Origin of the sequence: Flavobacterium sp. UBA5153 (assembly GCA_002413745.1) — a bacterium.
In the GTDB taxonomy this organism is placed as follows: Bacteria; Bacteroidota; Bacteroidia; order Flavobacteriales; family Flavobacteriaceae; genus Flavobacterium.
The window spans coordinates 1-26,227 of sequence record DHXP01000035.1; the positions used below are offsets into that span (position 1 = coordinate 1).

Sequence of the window (26,227 nt, forward strand, 5' to 3'; positions counted from 1 at the left end):
TTTCATTTAGTTCAATTTTTATTGAACTAATTTGAAATAACTAGCGGTATTAATCAGGAATCTGCATCAGAAACCTAATCACTCTCTCCTTTTTCAGCCAATTTTCTCTCTAATTCAGCCTGAAATTCCTCCATTACGGGTTTTACGGTGCTGTCAGGAATGTCAGAAATTCTGATGTACATCAATCCATCAACTGCATTATTAAATAACGGATCCACATTAAAAGCAACTACTCGGGCATTTTGTTTGATGTATTTTTTTATTAAAACAGGCAAACGCAAACTTCCAGGTTCTAATTCGTCAATAATTTTATCAAATTTATTCAAGTCAGCTTCAGCTTCATTAAAAACAAAATCCTTGTCGGCATCTTTTAATTTTACTTTGAAAGCTTTTTTAGGATGAATATATTGTGCAATATAAGGATCATAAAAATTCGATTTCATAAATTCAATCATCAATGATTTCGAAAAATCAGAAAATTGATTGCTGATGCTCACGCCACCAAGCAAGAATTTGTGCTCGGGATAGCGCAGTGTAATATGGATGATTCCTTTCCAAAGCAGGAAAAGCGGCATTGGTTTTTGTTGGTAATCCTTAATGATAAAGGCGCGACCCATTTCGATCGATTTGTGAATCATGTCATATAATTCCGGTTCAAATCTAAAAAGATCATTCAGGTAAAATCCTTCGATTCCATACTTGGGATAAATTTCTGAGCCCAATCCCATCCTATAGGCACCTGCGATTTTTTTGGCATCATCATCCCACAAAAACATGTGACGATAATGGGTGTCGAAAGAGTCAATATCCGTCGATTCATTTGTTCCTTCGCCCACTTCCCTAAAAGTAATTTCACGCAATCTACCTATTTCGTGAAGCACATTCGGTATTTCTTTTGCTTTGGCAAAGAACACTTCGTAGTTCTTGCTTTGCAACAACCGACAATCGTTTTCTCTCAAGGCATTTATTTCATTAATCATATTGTCTTGACTTGCGGCAGTGACAATTGTTTTTGGATTTTTTGGAAGTTTTAAACTGGGTGTTGGCAAAAATGGGGTTTCCTTTTCGAAAGGATTGGCGAGCATATACGTTTTTCGTCTTAAAAACTCCGAATATTCTTCAATTGTTTTGTATTCGTTTTGTTCGTTTACAGAAATTGGTTTTCCGATGCGGACTTTTATTACGCGACGCTTTTGGCTGAACACTTCCGAAGGCAATTTTGCCGTGCGCATCGTGTCGCTGATTTTAGAAAGTAAATAAAACAACCAACTGTTTTTGGCGTGAAAATAGATGGGAACAACAGGAACCTGTGCTTTTCTAATTACTTTTATGGCGCCTTCTTCCCATGCTTTATCCACAACAAGTTTGCCGTCTTTATAAGTAGAAACTTCTCCTGCAGGAAACATTCCCAACGGTTTTCCGTCCCTCAAATGGCGAAGCGTTTCCTTGATTCCCACCACGCTTGATTTAGCATCTTTGTGGTTTTCGAAAGGATTAACAGGCATAATGTATTTTCTCAAAGGCTCAATTCTATGCAACAGAAAATTGGCAATAATTTTGAAATTAGGTTCTCTTTCGAGCATTAATTTTAGCAACAAAACCCCGTCAATTCCTCCCAGCGGATGGTTGGAAATGGTGATGTAGGCTCCGTCTTTGGGCAAACGTTTGAAATCTTCCTCAGGAATTTCGAATTTTATTTGTAAATTATCTATTATGGCATTTAAAAAATCAACATCTTTTAAGTGTTTATTTCTGTCGTAAAATTTATTTAATGTAGAGATTTTCAAAGCCTTCATCAATAACCAGCCCGAAAAAGTACCTAAAAATCCGTACTTATCAGCATTTATTGCTTTTGCAACTTCTTTAGCGGTAACTAAACCCATGTAATTTTTGTTTATTGAGCAAGAAACAAAGATAGCAAAAAACTCCATTTTCTTTCTTTTTTCTTAATCAATCTTTCTCCTTTTTTATTACATTTGAAACTCAAAAAAATGCAATGAAAATCATTTCCTATAACGTTAACGGGATTAGATCCGCCATCTCTAAAGGCTTCGTCGAATGGTTGCAACAAGCTAATCCTGATGTAATTTGCCTTCAGGAAATTAAGGCAACTCCAGAGCAAATTCCGCTTTTAGATTTTGAACTTGCGGGTTATCCCTATCATTATTGGTTTCCAGCCACTAAAAAAGGATATAGTGGAGTGGCAATTTTGTCTAAAAAAGAACCCAATAAAGTGGTTTTTGGAACTGGAATCCCTCACATGGATTTTGAAGGAAGAAACATTCGGGTCGATTTCGATGAATTTTCGGTAATGAGTTTGTACCTGCCTTCGGGAACCAATATTGAGAGATTAGACCATAAATTTATGTTTATGGATGATTTCCAAAATTATATTACCGAATTGAAAAACGAAATTCCCAATCTCATAATTTGCGGCGATTACAACATTTGCCACGAAGCCATTGACATACACGATCCGGTTCGAAACAAAAAAGTTTCAGGATTTTTACCCGAAGAAAGAACTTGGCTTGACACCTTTATGAAAAACGGTTTCGTAGACAGTTTTCGTTTCTTCAACAAAGAACCCGACAATTATACTTGGTGGACCGTTCGAGTACCCACCGCAAGAGTAAATAACAAGGGTTGGCGTATCGATTATTGTTTAGTTAGCGAACCTTTGAAACAAAAACTAAAAAGAGCCGTTATATTACCCGAAGCCAGACATTCTGACCACTGCCCGACATTGGTGGAAGTGGAATAAATAATGGCAATGTCAATTGCAAAAATCAATTTCAATAAATATAACTTTAACAATATTAAATTTTTAAAAATGATAAAAAGAATTTCCCTCGGATTGCTGGTTGTAGCACTTACAACTTCTTGTGTTTCCAAGAAAATATACAATGATTTAGAAAATAAATATGCCGATTTAAAGAAAGAAAATAGAAACATTTCTGACGAAAATGCAGATTTACTAAAAGCCAAAAGCCAACTGGAATTAGACCGTGATGCTTTAAACAAAGAGTTGGGAAAAGCAAAATCGGAACATGATAAATTGGAGCTTGATTATGCTGCTGCAAACAACAAATATGATCTTTTGCAGCAATCCTACAATGCTTTGGAAAAAAACAGTAACGAAGCTTTGAAAGCGAATATGGCCAAAAACCGTGATTTACTGGAACAATTGGAAGCCAAAGGAAAAGCATTGGCATTGGATCAAGAACGTTTGGATAAAAGCAGTCAAAGATTGGGCGAATTGGAGGCTTTGATTGCCGCCAAAGAAGCAAGCATGCGAAAACTAAAAGAAACACTTTCGAATGCTTTGAATGGTTTTGAAGGGAAAGGCTTGACGGTGGAACAAAAAAACGGGAAAGTTTACGTTTCTATGGAGAACAAATTACTTTTCAATTCCGGAAGTTGGGCTGTAGGTTCCGAAGGTAAAAAAGCCGTTGTTGAAGTGGGAAAAGTGTTGGGCGACAACCCCGATATTTCTGTTCTTATTGAAGGTCATACCGATGATGATCCTTATGCAGGTTCAGGACCAATTGCCGATAACTGGGATTTATCAACCAAAAGAGCCACCGCAATTGTAGCCATTTTGAGCGAGAACAAAAGCATCAACAGAAAAAATCTAACCGCCGCCGGTAGAGGCGAATTCTCTCCATTGGCAAGTAATTCCACCCCCGAAGGGAAAGCAAAAAACCGTAGAATCGAAATTATTTTAACGCCAAGATTAGACGAAATTGCCGAAATGTTGAAGGAAATAAATTAAGCTCAAAATAACCAAATCTAAAAAGGTTCTCCTATAAATGCAGAACCTTTTTTGTTTTAAAAAATTGTTAACATAACGCCCAATTGTAATACTAAACCTTACTTTTGTGTCCTATAATTTTTAGCACTTCAATTAAATGAAATACACCACCTTACCCAATTCCGACATAAAAATTAGTCAAATATGCCTCGGCACAATGACTTTTGGTCAACAAAACACCGAAGCCGAAGGTCATGCCCAAATGGATTATGCACTCGAAAAAGGAGTCAATTTCTTTGACACCGCCGAAATGTATTCCATTCCGGGACGCGAAGAAACTTATGGAAGCACCGAGAAAATTATTGGGACTTGGTTCAAAAAATCAGGAAAAAGAGAAGAAATAGTTTTGGCATCGAAAATCGCGGGACCAAACCCAAATTTTGGTTATATGCGTGAGAATGTAGATTTTTCACCAGCGAGTATAAAGTTTGCATTAGACCAAAGTTTGACACGTTTGCAAACCGATTATATTGATGTTTACCAGTTGCATTGGCCGGAACGGAAGACAAATTTCTTTGGGCAACGCGGTTTCAAATTGCAAGACGACGCTTGGGAGGATAATGTTCATTCTGTTCTTGAAACTTTGGACGGTTTGATCCGACAAGGAAAAATAAACCATATTGGGCTTTCGAACGAAACGCCTTGGGGAATTATGCGTTTTCTGGAAGAAAGCAAATACCAGAATCTTCCAAGAATAAAAACCATCCAAAATCCCTATTCGTTGTTGAATCGGCTTTTCGAAAGTGGTTCTGCCGAAATTTGCATCAGGGAAAACGTGGGTTTGTTGGCGTATTCGCCAATGGCTTTTGGCGTTTTGTCCGGTAAATTTTTGTCTGGAGAAAGCCATCCCAATGCGAGAATCAAATTATTTCCCCAATTTTCGAGATACAACAGCGCACAAAGCACCGAAGCTACCCGATTGTATCAGGAAATTGCCAACAAAAACGGCCTGACTTTGACCGAAATGTCTTTAGCGTTTGTGAGACAACAAGCTTTCGTGACCAGCACGATTATTGGTGCCACGACGACGGAACAATTAAAGGAAAACATCGCCACGATTGATGTCGTTTTATCCGATGAAATCCTGAAGGAAATAGAAGGAGTTCATGCTATAATTCCGGATCCCGCACCGTAAAGTGATATAGAAAAACCCGACAGGTTTTTAAAACCTGTCGGGTTTAGTTTATTTACAAATTATCAAAACTCAAATTGCGAATCCACGGCCAGCGAATCCACAGGGATGGAATCTTGCACTTTCAGTTTCAAAAGCGAGTGGGCAAAACCCGAAATATCAAGCGGAATAGACTGTCCAATGGTGTCTTCGGAAGTTAAAAGTCCTCTTCGCAACATTAAACTGCTCAGGAATTTTTCTTGCTTTACAGCAAATGATTTTAGTTTTCCTTCGGTGTCAAATTGCCACATAAATTTCCTTGGTTTTGGAACAATCGTTGCCAAGTATAAACATTCTTTCAAGGTCAAATCGGCTGGTTTTTTCTGGAAATAAAATTGGGCGGCTTCGCCAATTCCGTATACATTTGGTCCCCATTCGATAATGTTGAAATACACTTCGAGCATTCGTTCCTTGCTGGCGATTCGGTTATTTTCAAGGAGATATACCAACAAAATTTCCTCCATTTTTCGAGACACCGTTTTTTCGCGGGTAAGAAACACGTTTTTGACCAACTGCATACTAATCGTGCTGGCGCCACGGGAGAATTTCTTGGTGCGAATGTTTTTGAGAATCGATTGTTTGAAAGCTTCGTTGATAAAACCGCGATGAGAGAAAAAGGACGGATCTTCGGACGTTAGAATGCATTTTTGCAAATAAGGCGAAATTTGGTCTAAAGGCGTGTAATTTGGATTGGAAGAACCAACCAAAATTGGACGTTGCGGCACGTTATTTATGATTGCCCGATAGACAAATTCCTCGTTAAGTTTGTTGAGATTGGCTTTGCCGTATTTGGTAATTTTCAGATTTTCTTTCTTCAAATTACTGTCAAAAACCAGTTGGTTGGGCTTGTTTTTATTGAACATAAAATCGAGCTTGTACTCGAAATTCCCTTCGGCTTCCATTCCCTGAAAATGAGTAAATAAACCATCTGGCAATGAAGCGATAAAATCCTGCGCTTTCATCTTGGGAATCGCCACTTTGAGTTTGTAAATCGTGTCTTCTTCGGTTTCGTAAGCCAGATAGGGATGGAATTTTATTTTGTTGAATTCGACGGTTGAACTGCTGTCAATCGAAATAAAATGGGAACCCAACAAGAACCGGTAATCAAAACGCGCATTTTTAATCACCACATCTTTGCTGGCAATTTTCGGATGGTTTATCATTAAATTGGCAATGGAAGCAACGCCGTCAATGTGCAATTCATCGCCATTTCTGTCAATATTTTGGATGTTCAACCGGATGGAATTGAAGCTTGATTTCAAGTTAAAACGCTCGTCAAGATAAGGCACTTTGATGGCGCCGGTATCCATATTGAAAAACCGAATATCGGCTTTTTTATTTCTTGGATCTGCGAAACCTTGGATTCGAATTCGCTGCGTGAAGGTGTTGGTTTCGACTTTTATGGAAGTTTCAAGTTGCTGGTTGACCAATCGCAGTTTTTGGAAATTGATTGTGGTTTTTTTGCCGTTGTCATTCAGCCGAAACGAAAGGTTTTCTATTTTCATATCGGTTGGTACTAAATTAAGCACTTTCGTGATGATTCTGTAGGTAAATTTGGCATAATCTCCTCTTTCGGAAGGAAGTGTTTTATCTTCCTTGTCTCTTTTTAGAAAAGCCTGAAAATTCCGCCCTTTGTCATTCTTGACTAATTGGACAAAACCATTTGTAATTTCTAAAGTTCCAAGCTGAATGTCGCCAACCAACAAGCGCAAAAAACTGACGCTGGTTTCCGTTTTTCGGATGTTAAAAATCGTGTCGGCATTTTTCGGAACCAAAGTTATTCTGGACATACTTATACCGGAAAAACCAACAAAAGAAGCGTCTTTTACCGAGAAATCACTGTTGTAATCGCGTTCCATTTTTTCGGAAACCCTTGTGATTGCTTGTCGTAAAATGGTATTTCTAAAAACAAAAAAGGAAATAACTGCCACCACAAAAGCCACGGTGACAATTTTCGCGAAAAGAATTATTTTTTGTTTTCTGGTTCTCATTTCTGGTTTGACTCAAATAAAAAATCACTTTACAAACTTCATTTTTTAGATTTGGGGAAGTGTTCCGTAAAGAAAAGGAAAAACTATGAAAGGAATAATTTATTGGCTTTCTTTTTAACGTTCTTTTAGAAGATATTTTCCTGTTAGGTGCTGGGTTGTAGTTGTTTTTTTTAATTTTGAAAGCATAAAAAAACCGCAACATTTTTTATGCTGCAGTCTTTTAAATGTATTTTTTAGATTTTTAGATCAAGACCTTGCCAAATCAAAGAATGGTTCTTGCAATTTAGAAGAAATCCTGTGGGTTATAGAACTTTTTGACCTTGGCCACAATCTCATTTAAGGTCATGCTGTCTGATGTTTCAACCGCTTTTAGTTTGCTGGCGTCAAATAATTTTCCATCACTAATTTTTTGTTCCAGTTTAATTTTGGTTTCTGCCGGCCCAAAGACATAGAGTTCATCAGATCCTTTTACATAGGAAAGTACCGCTTTTAGAAAATAATTCATTTGCTCTTTTTCCCGGTTGTCAAATTTCGTTTCACTGTCGCTGTGACGAGTTTCCGAGGAGAAAGTTCCTTTGTTGCCCTCTTTGTTATGATAAACGCTGTTTTCAACTTCAGAGTCTATTTCGGTAATTTTTTCTTCTTTATGACCTTCAAGAGTAATAATTATGGCCTTTGAGGTGTCTATCCAGATGCCAGTTTGTATTTTTTTCATGGTTTTATTTTTTTATGTTAAAGAGGATTATTTTTTAAACAGCTTTAGTTTTTGATATGAGATATTATTGCTTTGACAAAATGCCGCTCAATTCGTTAATTAAAACCAATTCCGACTTGTTTTTTCCCGAAAAGGAATCTGCAATTACCTTTGCGGTTTTTAGAATCAAGGTGTTGACTGACTCTGTAAACAAACTTGGGTGTTCTTTTTTGAAAAATTCGAAATCAGATATAACGTCTCCAATATTCCAGTCATTTTCTACAAGCCAGTCAAAAACAATTTCGATTTGGTAAGCAGAATCGTCTCCAAATTCATTAAAAGTATTTTCTAACGGAAGCCATTCTTTTTTTACTATTTCTTTGAGTCGCGTAATTTCTTCTTCTCGAACAGTTTTATCCACTGTGGCAACGCTGTAAAACACTTTGCCAAGTTGCTGGTAGAAATGAATCATTGTTTTATCTGATGGTTTCATTTTCTAAATTCTTTAGATGAGAGAAAATTACATATAAATTTACAAAAAAATAATGAATCGCATCCTTGATTTGTTTTTTTATTAAAAACAGGGTGCAGATTTATTTAAAAATCACAAATGGATTTTCAAATAAAAAGCGATAAAGAAGAGTGTAATTTGTTTACGGGCTATTCCCACAAATTTTAAAAAACATAAATTTTACAAAAGAGATCGCTTCTTGTCCAAAATAAAGAGTCGTTAATAAATAAGAGGGCGTCATTTTTCATGGCGCCCTCTTTATTTCAGAAACATAAAACACTGTTATTTCATGTATTCTTTGTCCAAGAACAAGTAACGAACATCATTTTCCGCCCTTTTTGCTTTCGAATCCAAATCAATAACCATAATTTCAGGTTTTTCTTCTTCTTTTGCCATAGGCCAAACTGGCAGTTTGTCGCCGTTTGGATTTCCGGTTTTAATGAAGTTGGCGAAGTAATTCATCATCGTTTCTGATACTTTATAATCGTCTTCTGTCCAAGCGTAATCTTTATTGCTTGCCAAGTTTCCCATTACGTATTCAATTTCGGATGAGTGAACGGCTCCTTTAGGTGTCTTTGGAATATTTTTATCTTTTTTGATGACGCCACCCGCAAGACCCGCTTCAGCGTTTTTGTCACGCAAATTAGGTCTGGGATGTGAATAGTAATAGCGATAGACAGGTTGTGAGCTATTTTTTCGATGCAAATCAAACCATTTCCAGGTACTATAAGCAATAAATCGATCGCCGGCTAAATCGGTCGCGGATTGTTCCGTTACTTCTGGCGTTCCTACGGGATATAATTGCAGCACTTCTGGGGCTTTGTTGCCATATAATTCCTTTATTTTTTGGGCATAACTTTCATTGTTCAGATCTTTTCCCATAGTTAAAGCCCGATAGGACATTTCCTCCGAATTCCATCCCAGCAACAAAGGAACCATTGCTTGCTGTTTGGCTTCAAAAATTTCCGGCAAAGATTTTGGCAAAAAATAGCCGTCAATGGTTGTTTTGAAAACACCCATACTTGTTCCAATTGATTTTTGATACAGTTCCAATGTTGACATGGCACGCAGCTCTTTCAGTGATTTTGCCCCAATTTTTTGAGCAAATTCAAGACCGGTTTTTTCGCCTTCGGCCAAAGGAACAAGAGATAAGGTTGGAAAAAATGAACCGCCGCTTTCACCAATGGCTCCCGCAAACAGGTTTTTAGATAATGGAGAAGCCATCTGGGCACTCACAGCAATAGAACCTGCCGATTCTCCAGCAATTGTTACCCTTTTTGGATCACCTCCAAATTGCTCAATATTTGCCTGAACCCATTTCAATGCAGCATTTTGGTCAAGAAAACTATAATTCCCCGAAGCGTGATTGGGAGATTCCTTGGTTAATTCCGGGTGGGAAAAAAAACCAAAAATACCCAAACGGTAGTTTACCGTTAAGGTTACAATTCCTTTTTTTGCCATATTCTCGCCATCATAACGATATTCCGAACCATCGCCGGCAGCAAAGCCTCCGCCATAGAAATAGACCAAAACCGGTAGTTTTTCATTGGTAGATTTGGCAGGAGTCCAAACGTTGAGGTAGAGGCAATCTTCGCTTATGCCGTCACTTCTGAAACCCATATCGCTAAATAATGCGGGTTGTATTGCTCTTGGTCCAAACTTTTTGGTTTGTTTCACACCAGTCCAATTGGCTGCGGGTTGCGGTGCTTTCCAACGTAAATTTCCAACAGGTGGTTGTGCAAATGGAATTCCTTTGAAGCTCTGAATGTTGGTTTTTACATCGAACTCGCCTTCAATAGTGCCATTTGCAGTGGTTATCTGAACAGGAAAAGCATTTGGATTAACGGCTTGTTGCGCTTTTGAAAAAAAAGGAATTGCTACAAAAAGTAGTGCAATAAATGAAGTTTTTAGATTCATAACTAATAGATTTAATGTATGTTTTATTCTTTGGCGATAAACTTAAAAAGTATTCTTATCAAAACAACTCGCTCGCTACATCCTCAATTTTTGCGACCAATCGGATTTTTATTATTGTGTTTTTCAAGGCAATTTTATTGTATTTCGAAACAAAAATAGTCGAAAATCCCAATTTTTCAGCTTCCTGGATACGTTGGTCCACACGATTTACGGGACGAATTTCGCCCGAAAGTCCCACTTCACCGGCAAAACAAAAATCCTTGTTCACGGGAATGTCCTCATTCGATGATAAAATGGCCGCTACAACTGCCAAATCAATCGCGGGATCATCCACCGAAATTCCTCCGGTTACGTTCAGGAAAACGTCTTTGGCGCCAAGCCTAAAACCGGCTCTTTTTTCTAAAACTGCCAAAATCATATTCAGTCTCTTGGCATTGTAACCCGTTGTGCTGCGTTGTGGCGTTCCGTAAACTGCGGTGCTTACGAGCGACTGAATTTCGATCATTAGCGGACGCATTCCTTCGAGAGTCGAAGCAATTGCGGTTCCGGACAATTCCTCGTCTTTGTGCGAAATCAATATCTCCGAAGGGTTTGAAACTTCACGCAAACCGTTGCCCAGCATTTCATAAATCCCGATTTCGGCAGTGGAGCCAAAACGGTTTTTTAGCGAACGCAAAATACGGTATACGTGATTTCTATCGCCTTCAAATTGCAAAACCGTGTCGACCATGTGTTCCAATATTTTGGGTCCGGCAATGTTTCCATCTTTGGTAATATGACCAATGAGAATCACTGGAATATTGGTTTCTTTGGCGAATTTTATGAGTTCGGCAGTGGTTTCTCGAATTTGCGAAATACTTCCCGGCGTTGATTCGATATAATCGGTATGAAGCGTTTGAATCGAATCGATGATGACAATTTCGGGTTCGATGGCTTCAATTTGTTTGAAGATGTTTTGGGTTTTGGTTTCGGTAAGGATATAACAATTATCGCTGTTTGGCGTGATTCTTTCGGCACGCATTTTTATTTGTTTTTGGCTTTCTTCGCCCGAAACATATAAGGTTTTGTAGGGCAGTTTCAAAGAAATTTGGAGTAAAAGCGTACTTTTTCCAATGCCGGGTTCACCGCCCAAAAGGATTAAAGAGCCGGGAACAATTCCGCCACCCAGAACGCGATTGAGTTCTCCGTCACGAGTATCCATTCGGATTTCTTGGCTGGAATCAATTTCGTTGATGCGTAATGGTTTTGGGGCTTTCTGGCTGGAGGTTGATTCGCTTTTCCAAGCCAGTTTTTCTTGCTTTTGGATGATTTCTTCGGCTATGGTATTCCATTCTTTGCAGGAATTGCACTGTCCTTGCCATTTTGAATATTGGGCGCCACAATTCTGGCAAAAAAAGGTGGTTTTTATTTTTGACATTATTTTTTGGGCATTAAACTTTTCATATCATCGAATTTCTCAAACATCATATCTTTGGTCAAATCGCCAATTTCTTCTAACTGGGCGGCGCTTTGATATGATTTTGCCGCTTTTTTTGGATCGCCCATTTTCTCGTACATTAAGCCGAGTTCATAATCGGCGAGCATTGATTTTGGATAATTTTTTCTGGCAATTTCAGATAACTTATCCAATTCTTGGTAGGCTTTATTTTTTAGAATTGCGGCTTCGATTGCTTTAAAATCGGATACTCGAATAGTTACTTTCAGTCCTAAAGTTTTTGCAATACCATCGTATTTATCCGTCAAATATTTTACATATCCATTAGGGAGCACAGCAATTTTATTGGAATATTCAGACATGGAAATGGGCTTATAGGAGCCGAAAAATTGGTATAAAGCACTTGGAATGGAATATAAAACCAAGGAATAATGCGATGCATCTTTGAAATGGTCGTATTTGTAACTAAGCAGTGGATTGACAACTAGTTTTATATTTTCGTCCAGTTTTTGGATGGGATCAAGCAGCTCTTTTACATCGCCATCTCCGCTGGATTGATAGTAAAAAATAGGTTGTTTTAGTTTTGAAATTTTTTCCGGAATGCGATTTTCCATTTCAGGAGCGAGTTCTGGACTTAAAGAAATATAAGCATTGAATATGGGAGAATCTTTGTATAAGAAAAAATTTAAAAACCCAGCTGTTGTATCGTGTCCTGCAATAATTCGGAAGGGTGCGACACGGTATTTTTTTTCGATGTAGGGAAGTAATTCCCCGCCGATGAATTCGAAGAATTTTGCTCCCTTTCCGGAAGGAATGCCATCAGTTTCGTCATAAGTACTGTCGTCAACTCGTTCGTCTTTTTTGTTTTGGCTTATGCCAATGACAATAGTTTCGGGTAAATCGTCCCAATAAGCGCCATAGCTCAAAGCGCCATAAAAAGGATCAAATAAGTAATCGCCATCAAGCAAAAGGAGTATAGGATATTTTTTAGTTGGATTTTTTTCATAAGAAGGAGGCAAACCAATCGTGATTTCCCGATTTCCGCCTAATATGGTGGAATTGAATAATTCTGTGGTTTTTTGTGAAAAGCCGGAAACAGAAAAGAGCAACAATAGTAATACCTGTTTCATAATTTTGGATATTTTAGAAATTAAAATTTATTCTAAAGAAGCAGCAATATAATACTTTATTTGCTTTTATTTAAAACAGGGATAGTAAAAAAATAACAGTCCTAAAATCAAAACAAGGAACGTTTGTGGCGATTGGAGATTTTGTTTTTAAAAAATTAGGTCAAGGAATTGTCCTTTTCGTTGGGAAAAATAATCCATGGTTTGAAGGTTTTGGCTTCTTCAAAGTCTAACGTGGCATAAGAAATAATAATAATAATATCGTCTTTTTGCACTTTTCTGGCGGCTGGGCCATTGAGTGTTATCGTGCCTGAATTTTTTTCGCCTTTGATGGCATAAGTTTCGAATCGTTCCCCATTATTGATATTTACAACCGATACTTTTTCGCCTTCAATGATGTTTGAAGCCTCGAGTAATATTTCGTCAATGGTAATGCTCCCGATATAATTTAAATCGGCTCCAGTAACTTTTACACGGTGAATTTTTGATTTTACGACTTGTATTTGCATACTGCAAAAGTAAATTAATTTAATGAAATGGTATCAATCAATCGAATATTATTGACAAAAACAGCAATAAAAGCGCGGTATTTTTTGTTTTTATTTTTCCTCAAACAAGGCAATAGCGTCGCTTCATCCGCAATTTGAAAATATTCTAATGTAAAAGCGGGATTTTTTTTAAATGATTTTTGCACCCATTCTGTTACAGAAGCGGCACTGTTTGTTTCGAATCTTGCTTTTGCACCCACCAATGTTTTATAAATCAGGGAAGCCTCTTGTTTTTCACTGGCTGACAAGAGCTCGTTTCTGGAACTCATCGCCAGATTATTGGGTTCTCTGTGAATTGGGCAGCCTATTATGTTGACATTCAAATTGTTTTTTGCTGCCATTTTTTTTACGATTTGTAATTGTTGAAAATCTTTCTCGCCAAAATAGGCATTGGTAGGTTCCACAATTTCGAAAAGACGTTTTACAATGGTTCCAACCCCATTAAAATGACCAGGTCTGAATTGTCCTTCCATTTGATTTTCCAATCCGCCAAAATCAAAAAATTGCGAAAGGGGTTTTCCGTCATAAATATCGTCGACAGTTGGGGCGTATATTATAATTTTTGGGTTTAAATCTGCAATTTTTTTTATATCATCGTCCAGTGTTCTGGGATACTTTGCTAAATCTTCGGGATTGTTAAATTGGGTAGGATTTACAAAAATACTTACAACGGTAATTTCGTTTTCTGACAATGATTGCCGCATCAATGTCAAATGTCCTTGGTGCAAAGCACCCATAGTTGGAACAAACCCAATGGTGGAATGTGTGGTTTTAATAGATTTTAAATGGTCTGTCAAAGCTACTTTTCCATAGAAAATATGCATGGCTATTATGTTGAAATTAAATGCAAACTTAATATTTTAGTCCATAACTGCATAAATTTTTGTAATTTTGCGTGATTTTTATTGCCAACAAATTAAGTTAATTACGATATGGAAGATAAGAGAATATTATATGTATCATCTGAAGTGGTACCTTATCTAGCTGAAAATGAGGTTTCTTCAATGTCTTATGAAGCGCCGAAAATGATTAATAATCAAGGAGGACAAATAAGAATTTTCATGCCGAGATATGGAAATATAAATGAAAGAAGGCATCAATTGCATGAAGTAATTCGACTTTCGGGGATGAATTTGGTGGTAAATGACCTGGATATGCCCTTGATAATAAAAGTAGCTTCGATACCAAAGGAAAGAATACAGGTATATTTTATTGATAACGATGAATATTTTAAAAGGAAAGCCACGTTTACTGATGAGGAAGGCGTCATGTTTCCTGATAATGATGAGCGAGCAATTTTCTTTGCAAAAGGGGTTGTTGAAACAGTGAAAAAACTCAATTGGGTTCCGGATATTATTCATGTTCATGGTTGGATGGCTGCCATGTTGCCCATTTATATGAAACATTTTTACAAAAATGAAGCCTTGTTTTCGGAAACAAAAATTGTCACCTCGGTTTACGGCCAGTCTTTCGAAGGCACTTTGAATATAGAAATGGTCAATAAGGTACTATTTGACGGCATTCCAAGCGATGCTATTGCAGACCTTAAAAGCCCTGATTATGAAAGCATTATGAAAGCAACCATCAAGCATTCTGATGCCATTATCATTGCTTCTGAAAATGTGTCTCCAAGTTTAACAAAATTTATAGAATCTTCAGGAAAACCTTTTTTACCTTTCACGCCGAAAGATAAATTCGCTGAAGCGTATACTAATTTCTATAAAAACAGTGTTCTATAAATTAAACTTTTTTCATTAAACATGTACAATAATTCTTTTTTTAAGCAAATTCTATTACTTGCAAGTGTCGTTCTTTTCGTTTCATGCGATAAAGATTATAATGAAATTGGCGCTGATTTAATTGGTAAAAATCATTTTGAGTTCAACAAGTATATTTCAAATGTTGTAGCTTATAATCAAAAAATTACTCCCATACAATCAAATAATCTTCCGGTAAATGCATTGGGGATTTACGATAATCTTGCTTTTGGTAAAACGACAGCAAATTTCGCAACACAATTGGCATTGGCAACCACGAATCCAACTATAGGAGGTAATCCTGTGATAGATAATGTAATTTTGTCTGTTCCATATTTTATCGACCCTTTAAAAACTGTTACCAATACTGACGGGAGCCATGTATATGTGTTGGACTCTATTTATGGAGCCAGCAATGCCAAAATTAAACTAAGTGTTTTTGAATCAGGTTATTTCATGAGGGATTCAGATCCAATTGGTGGATTCCAATCCCCGCAAAAATATTTCACAGACCAAAACACTGATTTTGACAATCTCAAAATAGGGAATCGTTTGAATGACTCCACAAGCGTTGCCCAAAATGATGCGTTTTTCTTTGATCCTGCCGAACATGTGGTCTCCACTACAGATGCCACAACAAAAGTAGTTACAACAACACGAATAGCTCCGGCAATGCAATTGAACTTGAACAAAAGTTTTTTTAAATCAAAAATAATTGACGCTGCCGCATCGGGTAATTTGGCTACAAACGATATCTTTAAAAATTATTTTAGAGGACTGTATTTCAAAGTGGAACATTCTGGGAATGATCCAGAAAGTTTGGCCATGATAAATTTTGCCAAAGGAACTGTTACAATTAACTATAAAGAAGACCTTGTTACAAATGGAGTAACATCAAGAGTTGCCAAATCAATAGTTCTTAACATGACCGGAAACACGGTAAGTTTGCTGGAACAAAGCAATACAAATCAGGCTTACTCTGATGCGATAAGCTCTTCGAATTCAACATTAGGCGATGAAAAACTGTATCTAAAAGGAGGAGAAGGTTCGATGGCTGTACTAAACCTTTTTGGGCCAGATCTTGATAACAATGGCGTTGCGGACGAGTTAGAAACTATTAGAAACAATAAGTGGTTAATAAATGAAGCCAATCTGGTTTTTAATATTGATGCAAGTGCAATGGCAAACAGCTACGAGCCCAACAGAATATATTTGTATGATTTGACCAATAATCGTCCCATTATGGATTTTTATACTGACGCGACGACAAGCACCAATCCTAAAAAGTCAAAAACAATATTTGACGGAAACATAAATATAGATGCAACATCAAAAAGAGGCTTGACCTATAAAATCAGGATTACGGATCAGATTAGAGGACTTATAAAAAATGCCGATTCAACTAATGTTAAGTTGGGGATTGTTGTTACGGAAGATATAAGCACTGCGGCTTCCTATAAATTAAAAACGGCAAATGCTTTTCTGTCCCAAGCACCAAAGGCAAGCGTTATGAGTCCATTAGGGACGATACTTTATGGAAGTAAATCTACAGTTCCGGATGATAAAAGATTGAAACTGGAAATTTATTATACAAAACCTAATTAAAAACAAAAATTATGTGTGGGATTGTTGGATATATCGGTTACAGAGAAGCCTATCCTATTGTTATCAAGGGATTAAAAAGGCTTGAATACAGAGGATATGATAGTGCCGGCGTTATGTTATACGACGGAAATGCCATAAAACTTTCTAAAACAAAAGGAAAAGTTTCAGACCTTGAAGCAAAGGCTTCAAAAGAAATTACCACCAATGGTACTATTGGAATAGGGCATACACGATGGGCGACTCACGGTGTCCCAAATGACGTGAACTCTCACCCACATCTTTCCAATTCAGGTGATTTGGCAATAATTCATAATGGAATTATTGAAAATTATGCCCCACTAAAAGAAGAATTAATAAAAAGAGGGTATGTTTTCCACTCCGATACCGATACCGAAGTACTTGTAAACCTTATTGAAGAAATCCAAAAAAAGGAAAAACTAAAATTAGGAAAAGCTGTTCAATTAGCACTAAACCAAGTGGTTGGAGCCTATGCAATAGCTGTTTTTGATAAAAAAAATCCAGACGAAATTGTTGTTGCCCGGTTGGGGAGTCCATTGGCAATAGGAATTGGGGAAGGAGAATATTTTATAGCATCAGATGCTTCACCATTTATTGAATATACCTCGAATGCAGTATATTTAGAAGACGGCGAGATGGCAAACATTAGATTGCACAAACCATTGAAAGTGAGAAAAATTAAAGATGATTCTTTAGTTGATCCTTATATTCAAGAGCTTCAAATGAATCTGGAGCAAATTGAAAAAGGAGGTTATGATCACTTTATGTTGAAAGAAATATACGAGCAGCCCAGTGTTATAAAAGACACTTATAGAGGGAGATTGAATGCTAATAAAGGCATAATACAAATGGCGGGTGTCGAAGATAATTTAGAAAAATTCTTGAATGCCGAAAGAATTATTATTGTTGCTTGTGGTACCTCATGGCATGCAGGATTGGTAGCGGAATATGTATTTGAAGAATTTGCCCGAATTCCCGTGGAGGTAGAATATGCTTCAGAATTTAGATATAGAAATCCCATAATAAATAACCGAGATGTGGTAATTGCAATATCGCAATCTGGCGAAACTGCAGATACTATGGCTGCCATAAAACTGGCAAAAGAAAAAGGGGCATTTGTTTTTGGGGTTTGTAATGTTGTAGGCTCATCTATTTCAAGAGAGACTCATGCGGGTGCTTATACTCATGCGGGACCAGAAATAGGAGTCGCTTCCACAAAAGCATTCACCACTCAAATTACGGTGCTGACCATGATCGCATTGCGATTAGCAAAAGCTAAAGGAACATTGTCAAATTCAGATTTCCACATGTATTTACAGGAATTGGAAATTATTCCTGAAAAGGTAAAAGAGGCCTTGGAAACTAATGATAGAGCAAAAGAAATTGCTTCTGTTTTCAAAGACTCACACAATTGCCTGTATTTAGGCAGAGGTTATAACTTTCCGGTAGCTCTTGAAGGTGCTTTAAAACTTAAAGAAATTTCTTATATTCATGCCGAGGGGTATCCTGCTGCAGAAATGAAACACGGTCCAATAGCATTAATAGATGAACATATGCCCGTAATTATTATTGCTCCAAAGCAAGGACATTATGATAAGATTGTAAGTAATATCCAGGAGATTAAATCAAGAAGCGGAATAATTATAGCCGTGGTAACAAAGGGGGATACCCAAGTACGTGAATTGGCAGATTATATCATCGAAATACCAGAAACTTCCGATGCTTTATCTCCATTAATAACTACCATTCCTTTACAGCTTTTATCCTATCATATTGCGGTTATGAGAGGGTGCAATGTAGATCAACCCCGTAATTTAGCAAAATCAGTTACGGTGGAATAAGTAAATACTTATATATATTTTTATCTAAAGCGAGATTTTTTCTCGCTTTTTTAATATGTGTTATTGTTACACATTGGTTACCCGATTAAATTTTAAAAAATGTACCTATCGCTCCGATGGGCTTTAATCAAGGGGTAACTATTCATTCTACAAACATTTCGCTCCTAACGGAGCTATTTTAGTCCCATCGGGACAGAATGTTTGTAGAAAATTCAACACCCAAATAATAAGCCCCAACGGGGCGATATGTTTTATAAGCCCTATCAATAAAAGGATTATTCGGCTTTAAATTTTTTTTAGCGGAGGACAATGATTGTTATATAAAATTGCATTGCTGTCCGATAAAAAAAGTTAAATCTTGTCACATATCAATAAATATAGTCTCTACGGGACATTTATAAATGGTGTGGCTTAATTAATTCTTTTCTGCCAACATTTAGCCACTAACAGAGCAAGCTCGTGGGGGCTAAATTTTGATAGTTAAGTATTTATAAAACAAGAGATTGTCCCATAGGGACTAAACGAAATTTATTTCGGGCAGTAATGATAAAATTACTGTTTTCTAAGAATAATCCATTTTTTTTGTTAAAATTTATATGCGAGCATAGTACATTATTGAACTTTCGACAAAAACGTTAATTAATAAGTAAAAACGTATAATATGAAATAATTATAAATGAATCAAAAAAATTGATAATTATGATTTTTTTTATACCTTTTTATGATAATATCAAAAATATTTTTACTTTTACTTTATAAACCAACAAAATTTAACCAAATGAGAGTGTATTTACTTATTTTGTCTTTGTTTTTTTGCAGCATTACTTTTGCTCAAAATACAATTTCAGGTTCAGTTACAGATAGTAACAATCAACCTATTTCTGGAGCCAACATTAAAGTTGTTGGTGATTCTGCAGGCACAGTTACCGATGGTGATGGAAAATTTACTTTAAGTTCATCTAAAAAACTCCCTTTTACAATTGACGTGACAAGTGTGGGCTATGAATCTAAAAGCGTAAATGTTTCATCAAGTAACCAAAAAGTAAGTATAAAACTAACGTATGAAGAAACAAAGTTGAATGAAATTGTTGTTTCTGCATCCAGAACCCCAGAAAGAGTTTTAGAATCTCCAGTTACCATTGAAAGAATTGGAATTAAGGACATCAAGAGAACTGCATCTCCTACTTTTTATGATGGATTGGAAAATCTGAAAGAAGTACAGATGAACACAAGTAGTTTGACTTTCAAGTCAATAAATACTCGTGGTTTTGCAACTGTTGCCAACACCCGTTTTATGCAATTAGTTGATGGAATGGATAATTCTTCCCCACTATTAAATTTTGTATTGGGAAATATGATTGGTGTTTCAGAAATCGATGTTCAAAGCGTAGAGTTATTGCCTGGGGCATCATCTGCATTATATGGAGCCAATGCTTTTAATGGAATTATGTTTATGAACAGTAAAAGCCCATTTACCTATCAAGGTATTTCAACGTATCTTAAATATGGAGAAACCAGCCAAAAAGCCGCAGGAACAAATGGCTTTTATGATTTTGGAATAAGAATGGCTCATGCTTTCAATAAATATTTTGCTGCAAAAGCCAACTTTACCTATATGGATGGGACAGACTGGTTTGCAACAAATTATGATGATAAAACTCGCCCAGGAATAACCAGAAGCGATAAAAATTATGACGGTATCAATGTATATGGTGATGAGGTAAGCACAAGTATCTATGGTGTTGGACAAAAAATTGTAGCAGCTAATCCAGCATTTGCAGGATTATTACCAACTTTAGCTAATCAAGGCTATGTTTCAAGAACAGGATACAATGAGGTTGATTTAACGAACAATAAAGCAAGAAACACTAAACTTGACTTTTCACTTCATTTTAGACCATTAGGGAATGAAAACCTGGAAATTATTTGGCAAAGTAAATTTGGTTACGGAAATGCTGTTTACCAAGGTGCCAATAGATATTATTTGAACAACTTTTTTATGCAACAGCATAAACTAGAAATAAAAGGGAAAAACTTTTTCTTAAGAGGATATACAACTTCAGAAGATGGAGGGAAATCGTATGATATGGCTTTTACCGGAATCAACATTGATAGAGCTTGGAAATCAGACGCCGATTGGTTTACACAATATGCAGTAGCCTATGCTAAAGGGTTTGCAGGCTTAATTCCAGTTCCTGGATTGGCAGGTAACGCAGCGACATCTAATGCATTTGCTCGTACTATTGCTGATACAGGTAGATTAGTTCCTGGCTCGGCTGCTTTCCAATCGGCATTTAACCAAGTAATTGCTGATCCAAGTGTATTGACAGGATCAAAATTGGTAGATAATTCTAAAATATATCATTTTGACGCCAATTATAATTTTAAAGACATTATTAAATTTGCCGAAATTCAAATAGGTGGGTCTTTTAGAGAATATGATTTGAATTCTCACGGAAGAATTTACACGGATTCAAACGGGTCAATTTTTTACAATGAATACGGGGTTTACACACAATTGCAAAAAAAATTAATGGAGGATAGATTGAAATTCACTGGATCTATTCGCTATGATAAATCCAAAAATTTTGCCGGTAATTATTCTCCAAGATTATCATTGGTATATTCGGCAGGAGAAAACAAACAACACAATTTCAGGGCATCCTTTCAAACGGGTTTCAGAAATCCAAGTACACAGGATCAATACATTGGTTTCAATGTTGGAAATGCCGTGTTAGTAGGTTCTGCACCTGATAATTTATTAAGATATAGTGAAACTTTACCAGTTTCAGCGGGTTATGGACAGGCCTTTGCTGGGGGAACAACAGCAGTAATGACCGGGGTAAACGCCTATGATAATTCTTATACGAAATTATCAGTTGATCAGCTTTTAGCGACAGGTAATCCAGCATTGTTGAAAAAAACAAATGTAGGGTTAGTAAAACCCGAAGAGGTAAAAGCATTTGAGTTAGGGTATCGTTCTCAAATAGAAAACATTAATTTTGACGTTAATGCATACTATAATGTATATAACAACTTCATTGGAAACTTGACAGTAGTGGCACCTTATTACGGTAAAGCACAAGATGCGCCTAATCCTGCTGTTAATCCAGCTAATCTAGGGTTTCAATCATTATATGCACTTCAAGCAGGTGATTGGAGAGCATATCAATTATATACCAATACGAATCTTGAAATTAAATCTCTTGGAGTTGGTATAGGAGTTTCTAAAAAAATGTTTGGAAATTATGAATTTGGTGTTAGTTATAACTATGCTCAATTTAATTTTGACCAAGCAAAAGACCCAAGTTTCGAAGCTGGTTTCAATACTCCAAAACACAGGGTTAAAGCATCTATTGGGAATGATAGATTGTTCGAAAATTTTGGATTCAATGTGAGCGGAAGATGGAACAGCGAGTATTTATGGCAATCTACAATGGTTGACGGAATGATCGCTGCTGCAACTGTTATTGATGCACAAATCAACTATGGTATCCCAAAACTAAAATCAGTGATAAAAATTGGTGCAGCTAACATAGGAGGTAAAGAATACACCCAAGTATTGGGTGCTGGAGCAATAGGACAACAATATTTTGCTTCTTGGACGATTAATCCATAATTATATTTTACAAAATAGTTGAAAAACCATTCGTTCAAAGGCGGATGGTTTTTCTGTTTTTAAATACTTTCTTCGATTTTCCTCTCTCTTATAGAGAATCCGTCTAAATTCCACCTAATTTTTCCAAAAAAAGTATTGATTTTTATATTTTAAAAAATTACCTTTGCGCACTGAAAATGCATCTGTATCAATTAGTTTCGATCGATCGTATTTCATAAACCTGAATAGCTGTTTAATAAACACATAAGTAATGTCAAAAGTAATAGGAAAAGTTGCGCAAATTATTGGTCCAGTAGTTGATGTTGTTTTCAACGGAAAGGATGTTGAACTTCCAAAAATTTATGATTCGTTAGAAATCACAAAAAAAGATGGGACTTTATTGGTTCTAGAAGTACAATCTCACATTGGTGAAAACACGGTTCGTACCATTTCAATGGACTCGACAGACGGTTTGAGCAGAGGTTATGAAGTAGTTGGAACAGGTAACCCAATCAAAATGCCAATTGGCCCAGATATTTACGGTCGTTTATTCAACGTAATCGGAGATGCTATTGATGGTTTGGGGAATTTGCCAAAAACTGGTGAAAACGGAATGTCTATTCACCGTCAAGCTCCAAAATTCGAAGATTTATCAACTTCATCTGAAGTTTTATTCACGGGTATTAAAGTAATCGATTTGATTGAGCCTTACTCAAAAGGAGGAAAAATTGGATTGTTCGGTGGTGCTGGTGTAGGTAAAACGGTTTTGATCCAAGAGTTGATTAACAATATCGCAAAAGGTCACGGCGGACTTTCAGTATTCGCAGGAGTAGGAGAAAGAACACGTGAAGGAAATGACTTACTTCGTGAGATGTTAGAGTCAGGAATTATAAAATACGGGGATGAATTTATGCACTCTATGGAAAATGGAGGATGGGATTTATCTAAAGTAGATATGCCAGGAATGAGAGAGTCTAAAGCTACTTTCGTTTTCGGTCAAATGAACGAACCTCCTGGAGCTCGTGCTCGTGTGGCACTTTCAGGATTGTCTATTGCGGAATATTTCCGTGATGGCGCAGGTTCTGACCAAGGAAAAGACGTTCTTTTCTTCGTAGATAATATCTTCCGTTTTACACAAGCAGGTTCTGAGGTTTCGGCACTTTTAGGTCGTATGCCATCTGCAGTAGGCTATCAGCCGACTCTTGCTACCGAAATGGGAGCGATGCAAGAGCGTATCACATCGACAAACAAAGGTTCTATTACATCTGTACAAGCGGTTTACGTTCCTGCGGATGATTTAACGGATCCAGCACCAGCAACAACATTTGCTCACCTTGATGCAACTACAGTATTGTCTCGTAAAATTGCCGAGTTAGGTATTTATCCTGCGGTGGATCCATTGGATTCAACTTCAAGAATTTTGACTCCTCAAATTATTGGAGAGGAGCATTATAACTGTGCGCAAAGAGTAAAAGAAATTCTTCAAAAATACAAACAATTGCAAGATATTATTGCAATTTTGGGTATGGAAGAACTTTCTGAAGACGATAAATTGGCGGTTTCAAGAGCAAGACGTGTACAACGTTTCTTATCTCAACCTTTCCACGTAGCAGAACAATTTACAGGATTAAAAGGATGTTTAGTAGATATAAAAGATACCATCAAAGGATTCAATATGATCATTGACGGAGAATTAGATCACTTGCCAGAAGCAGCTTTCAACCTTAAAGGGACTATTGAAGACGCTATCGAAGCCGGAGAAAAAATGTTGGCAGAAGCATAATCTAGTGTTCAGTATTCAGTGTTCAGTATTCAGTACTGAGACTGTAAACTGAGACTGTAAACTAAAAAATATGATTTTAGAAATAGTATCACCAGAAGCAAAATTATTTTCAGGAGAAATCACTTCAGTTTCCCTTCCGGGAGTCGATGGTCATTTTCAAATGTTGAATAATCACGCACCAATTGTTTCACTGCTTCAAAAAGGACTTGTAAAAATTACGGCTCCAAGTTTCAAGTTTAGCAAAGAATCCGAAGATTTATTTACAAAAGTAGACGATCAGAATTATACACTTGCCATTGAATCTGGAACAATCGAAATGAAAGACAATAAAGTAATTGTTTTAGCCGACTAAGATAATTTCAATATAAAAATGAAAAGTCATACAGCAATGTGTGACTTTTTTTATGTATGACTTTTTAATTATTCTGATATGAAGAAAAATATATTTTTATTATTTGCTTTGAGCTTGATCCTTAATGTTAGTTTCGCTCAAAATCGCATAAAGATAGATTCGTTACAAGAAGTGGTTATTTCATCCAGTAGGATTGATCTGCCTTTCAAAGAAAATTCCAGAACGATTCAGTTGATTACTGCCGAAGATTTAAAAAAATCAGGAGTTACAAATGTTGCCGATGCGCTACAGCAAATTGCTGGAATTGATATTCGTCGTCGTGGTACTAGCGGAATGCAAGCCGATTTATATATTCGTGGTGGAAGTTTTGATCAAACATTACTTCTGATTGATGGAATTAAAGTAGATGATGCTCAAACCGGACATCATACGATGAACTTGGCTTTGCCGATTGAAGTTATCAAGAGAATCGAAATTATAAAAGGGCCAGCAGCTCGTGTATTTGGTCAAAATGCTTTTACAGGAGCTGTAAATATCGTTACAAAAGATTCACTTGATAATAGCGTTTCTTTGGATCTTAAAGCGGGTTCTTATGGTCAAGTTAGTGCTGCCGTTACAGCAGGAGTTAATTTGGAGGATAGTAGTCATATAATCCATTTTTCTAAAAACGCATCGAATGGGTACCGCTATAATACCGATTTCGACAATACTAATTTTGTATTAAAAAGCACTTTCGATAAAAAAGAATTACCAATTGAGATGTTGGTTTCCCTTTCGGAAAGAAACTTTGGCGCAAATGGTTTTTATGCTACGCCAGCAGCAATTAATCAATATGAGAAAACAAAAGCGAGTTTAGTTGGTTTTTCTACAACTATCAAAAAAGGAAATTTTACTTGGAAACCAAAAGTATATTGGAGACGTAATGAGGATGAATATAGCTACGTTAGAAGCAATCCGTCACTTTACAGAAATGTACATATTTCAAATAAATTTGCCGCCGAATTAAATGGCACTTATACATCAAATATTGGTGTTACAGGATTTGGAATAGAAACGGCCAAAGTTTTACTTTCCAGTAACAATCTTGGGGCTAGCAATCGTTTCGTAAGTACTTTATTTTTAGAACATCGTTTAAATTTACTTAAGAATAAGCTAGATATTACTCCGGGAGTTGCTGTAACTTATTTTTCTGATTTCAAATTTTTTGCTTTTCCAGGAATAGATATTGGTTATCAATTGCTTAATAATGTTAGGATTTATGGTAATGCGGGGTATACGTATAGAGTTCCAACTTACACTGATATGTATTATAAATCGGCAACAACTATTGGAAATTCTAATTTAGAACCTGAAAAAGCATTTGCGCAAGAATTAGGATTGAAATGGAATGTTTCCAATTTTGATTTATCCGCGGCGGCATTTAATCGTAATTCGAATCATTTGATTGATTATGTAAAAGATTTAAGTACAGATCCTTGGCAAGCTCAAAATATTCAAGATATTACTACTAAAGGTTTCGAAACGCAACTACTTTATAAGTTTACTGTTAATTCGTTCAATCAGAAGTTGCAAATTGGTTATTCCTTCATAGAGGATGATGTAAAACATAGCAATTATAATTTCTCGCAGTATGCTTTAAACTCAATGAAACATCAGTTTGTGGGAAGTTATACGATGCAATTTTTGAAAAACTTCAGTAATACAATTTCGTATCGTTATGCGGAACGAACTACAGGCAATTCGTATTCGGTTGTAGATCTTGGAGCGTCCTATCACTTGAAAGCTTTCGAAATTTCTTTGTTTGCCAATAATATTTTCAATACGGCCTATACCGAAACGAATTTGATTCCTATGCCAAAAGGGAATTTATTGTTCGGAATACACTATAATTTTAGATAAAAAATCACAATCAAAATACAAAGTCATACAGCAATGTGTGACTTTTTTTTGGAGCTTTTTTATTTCGTCAGTTCGCTTCGCTCGTGTCAGCTGTTCACTGTATCCACGCTGAAAAAGCGTGGGATGCCGTTTCCATCTGGGCTAAAAATCCATAAAACATAAAATTTCA

Annotated in this window: 19 protein-coding genes; 10 read left to right on the top strand and 9 right to left on the bottom strand. The window is 36.5% G+C overall.

What is annotated here, in order from left to right; all coding sequences use genetic code 11:
- Positions 1-74: 74 nt before the first annotated feature.
- Complete coding sequence (locus B2145_RS07335; RefSeq protein ID WP_291100332.1) at positions 75-1,883, bottom strand: GNAT family N-acyltransferase; 1,809 nt, start codon at positions 1,881-1,883, stop codon at positions 75-77.
- Between the two features lie 113 nt (positions 1,884-1,996).
- Here B2145_RS07335 and B2145_RS07340 point away from each other — a divergent pair, with 113 nt between their 5' ends.
- The 3 genes from B2145_RS07340 (at position 1,997) to B2145_RS07350 (ending at position 4,946) form a co-directional block, all read left to right on the top strand.
- Positions 1,997-2,761, top strand: a complete 765-nt coding sequence (locus B2145_RS07340) for an exodeoxyribonuclease III (RefSeq protein WP_291100335.1) — start codon at positions 1,997-1,999, stop codon at positions 2,759-2,761.
- A gap of 69 nt (positions 2,762-2,830) precedes the next feature.
- Entirely contained in the window at positions 2,831-3,772 is a 942-nt protein-coding gene (locus B2145_RS07345) for an OmpA family protein (RefSeq protein WP_291100338.1), read from the top strand.
- A 136-nt stretch (positions 3,773-3,908) separates the two neighbouring features.
- Entirely contained in the window at positions 3,909-4,946 is a 1,038-nt protein-coding gene (locus B2145_RS07350; RefSeq protein WP_291100341.1) for an aldo/keto reductase, read from the top strand.
- Positions 4,947-5,008: 62 nt separating this feature from the next.
- On the opposite strand, the gene B2145_RS07355 is transcribed toward B2145_RS07350, so the two are convergent.
- The 8 genes from B2145_RS07355 to panC form a co-directional block, all read right to left on the bottom strand.
- Positions 5,009-6,973, bottom strand: a complete 1,965-nt coding sequence (locus B2145_RS07355; protein WP_291100344.1) for a transglycosylase domain-containing protein — start codon at positions 6,971-6,973, stop codon at positions 5,009-5,011.
- 283 nt (positions 6,974-7,256) lie between these two features.
- Complete coding sequence (locus B2145_RS07360) at positions 7,257-7,688, bottom strand: hypothetical protein (protein WP_291100347.1); 432 nt, start codon at positions 7,686-7,688, stop codon at positions 7,257-7,259.
- Between the two features lie 64 nt (positions 7,689-7,752).
- A complete protein-coding gene (locus B2145_RS07365; protein WP_291100349.1) occupies positions 7,753-8,160 on the bottom strand; it encodes a hypothetical protein in 408 nt (135 codons plus the stop codon).
- Positions 8,161-8,460: 300 nt separating this feature from the next.
- Positions 8,461-10,095, bottom strand: a complete 1,635-nt coding sequence (locus B2145_RS07370) for a carboxylesterase/lipase family protein (protein ID WP_291100351.1) — start codon at positions 10,093-10,095, stop codon at positions 8,461-8,463.
- Positions 10,096-10,153: 58 nt separating this feature from the next.
- The gene (gene radA / locus B2145_RS07375) at positions 10,154-11,512 is read right to left on the bottom strand and encodes a DNA repair protein RadA (RefSeq protein ID WP_291100353.1); all 1,359 of its coding nucleotides are present in this window, start codon (positions 11,510-11,512) and stop codon (positions 10,154-10,156) included.
- Positions 11,512-12,660, bottom strand: coding sequence for an alpha/beta hydrolase-fold protein (locus tag B2145_RS07380; RefSeq protein ID WP_291100356.1), 1,149 nt, complete (start codon positions 12,658-12,660; stop codon positions 11,512-11,514). Before B2145_RS07380 ends, radA begins: the two co-directional genes overlap by 1 nt.
- A 155-nt stretch (positions 12,661-12,815) precedes the next feature.
- Positions 12,816-13,166, bottom strand: a complete 351-nt coding sequence (gene panD / locus B2145_RS07385) for an aspartate 1-decarboxylase (RefSeq protein WP_291100357.1) — start codon at positions 13,164-13,166, stop codon at positions 12,816-12,818.
- Positions 13,167-13,180: 14 nt separating this feature from the next.
- The gene (gene panC, locus B2145_RS07390; protein ID WP_291100359.1) at positions 13,181-14,029 is read right to left on the bottom strand and encodes a pantoate--beta-alanine ligase; all 849 of its coding nucleotides are present in this window, start codon (positions 14,027-14,029) and stop codon (positions 13,181-13,183) included.
- A 108-nt stretch (positions 14,030-14,137) separates the two neighbouring features.
- On the opposite strand from panC, the gene B2145_RS07395 reads away from it, so the two are divergent.
- The 7 genes from B2145_RS07395 (at position 14,138) to B2145_RS07425 (ending at position 26,058) form a co-directional block, all read left to right on the top strand.
- On the top strand, positions 14,138-14,944 hold the full coding sequence (locus B2145_RS07395) for a glycogen/starch synthase (RefSeq protein ID WP_291100362.1): 807 nt from the start codon (positions 14,138-14,140) through the stop codon (positions 14,942-14,944).
- 21 nt (positions 14,945-14,965) lie between these two features.
- Positions 14,966-16,567 carry a DUF4270 domain-containing protein gene (locus B2145_RS07400; protein WP_291100364.1) on the top strand — a complete coding sequence of 534 codons (1,602 nt, stop codon included), beginning with the start codon at positions 14,966-14,968 and terminating at the stop codon, positions 16,565-16,567.
- A gap of 11 nt (positions 16,568-16,578) precedes the next feature.
- Positions 16,579-18,426, top strand: a complete 1,848-nt coding sequence (glmS, locus tag B2145_RS07405) for a glutamine--fructose-6-phosphate transaminase (isomerizing) (RefSeq protein ID WP_291100367.1) — start codon at positions 16,579-16,581, stop codon at positions 18,424-18,426.
- Positions 18,427-19,204: 778 nt separating this feature from the next.
- A complete protein-coding gene (locus B2145_RS07410; protein ID WP_291100370.1) occupies positions 19,205-22,045 on the top strand; it encodes a TonB-dependent receptor domain-containing protein in 2,841 nt (946 codons plus the stop codon).
- Between the two features lie 250 nt (positions 22,046-22,295).
- Entirely contained in the window at positions 22,296-23,807 is a 1,512-nt protein-coding gene (gene atpD / locus B2145_RS07415) for a F0F1 ATP synthase subunit beta (RefSeq protein ID WP_291100372.1), read from the top strand.
- Positions 23,808-23,877: 70 nt separating this feature from the next.
- Complete coding sequence (locus tag B2145_RS07420) at positions 23,878-24,159, top strand: F0F1 ATP synthase subunit epsilon (protein ID WP_291100375.1); 282 nt, start codon at positions 23,878-23,880, stop codon at positions 24,157-24,159.
- 78 nt (positions 24,160-24,237) lie between these two features.
- Positions 24,238-26,058 (top strand): TonB-dependent receptor plug domain-containing protein, encoded by a 1,821-nt coding sequence (locus B2145_RS07425; protein ID WP_291100378.1) that lies wholly within the window; start codon positions 24,238-24,240, stop codon positions 26,056-26,058.
- Positions 26,059-26,227: the final 169 nt, after the last annotated feature.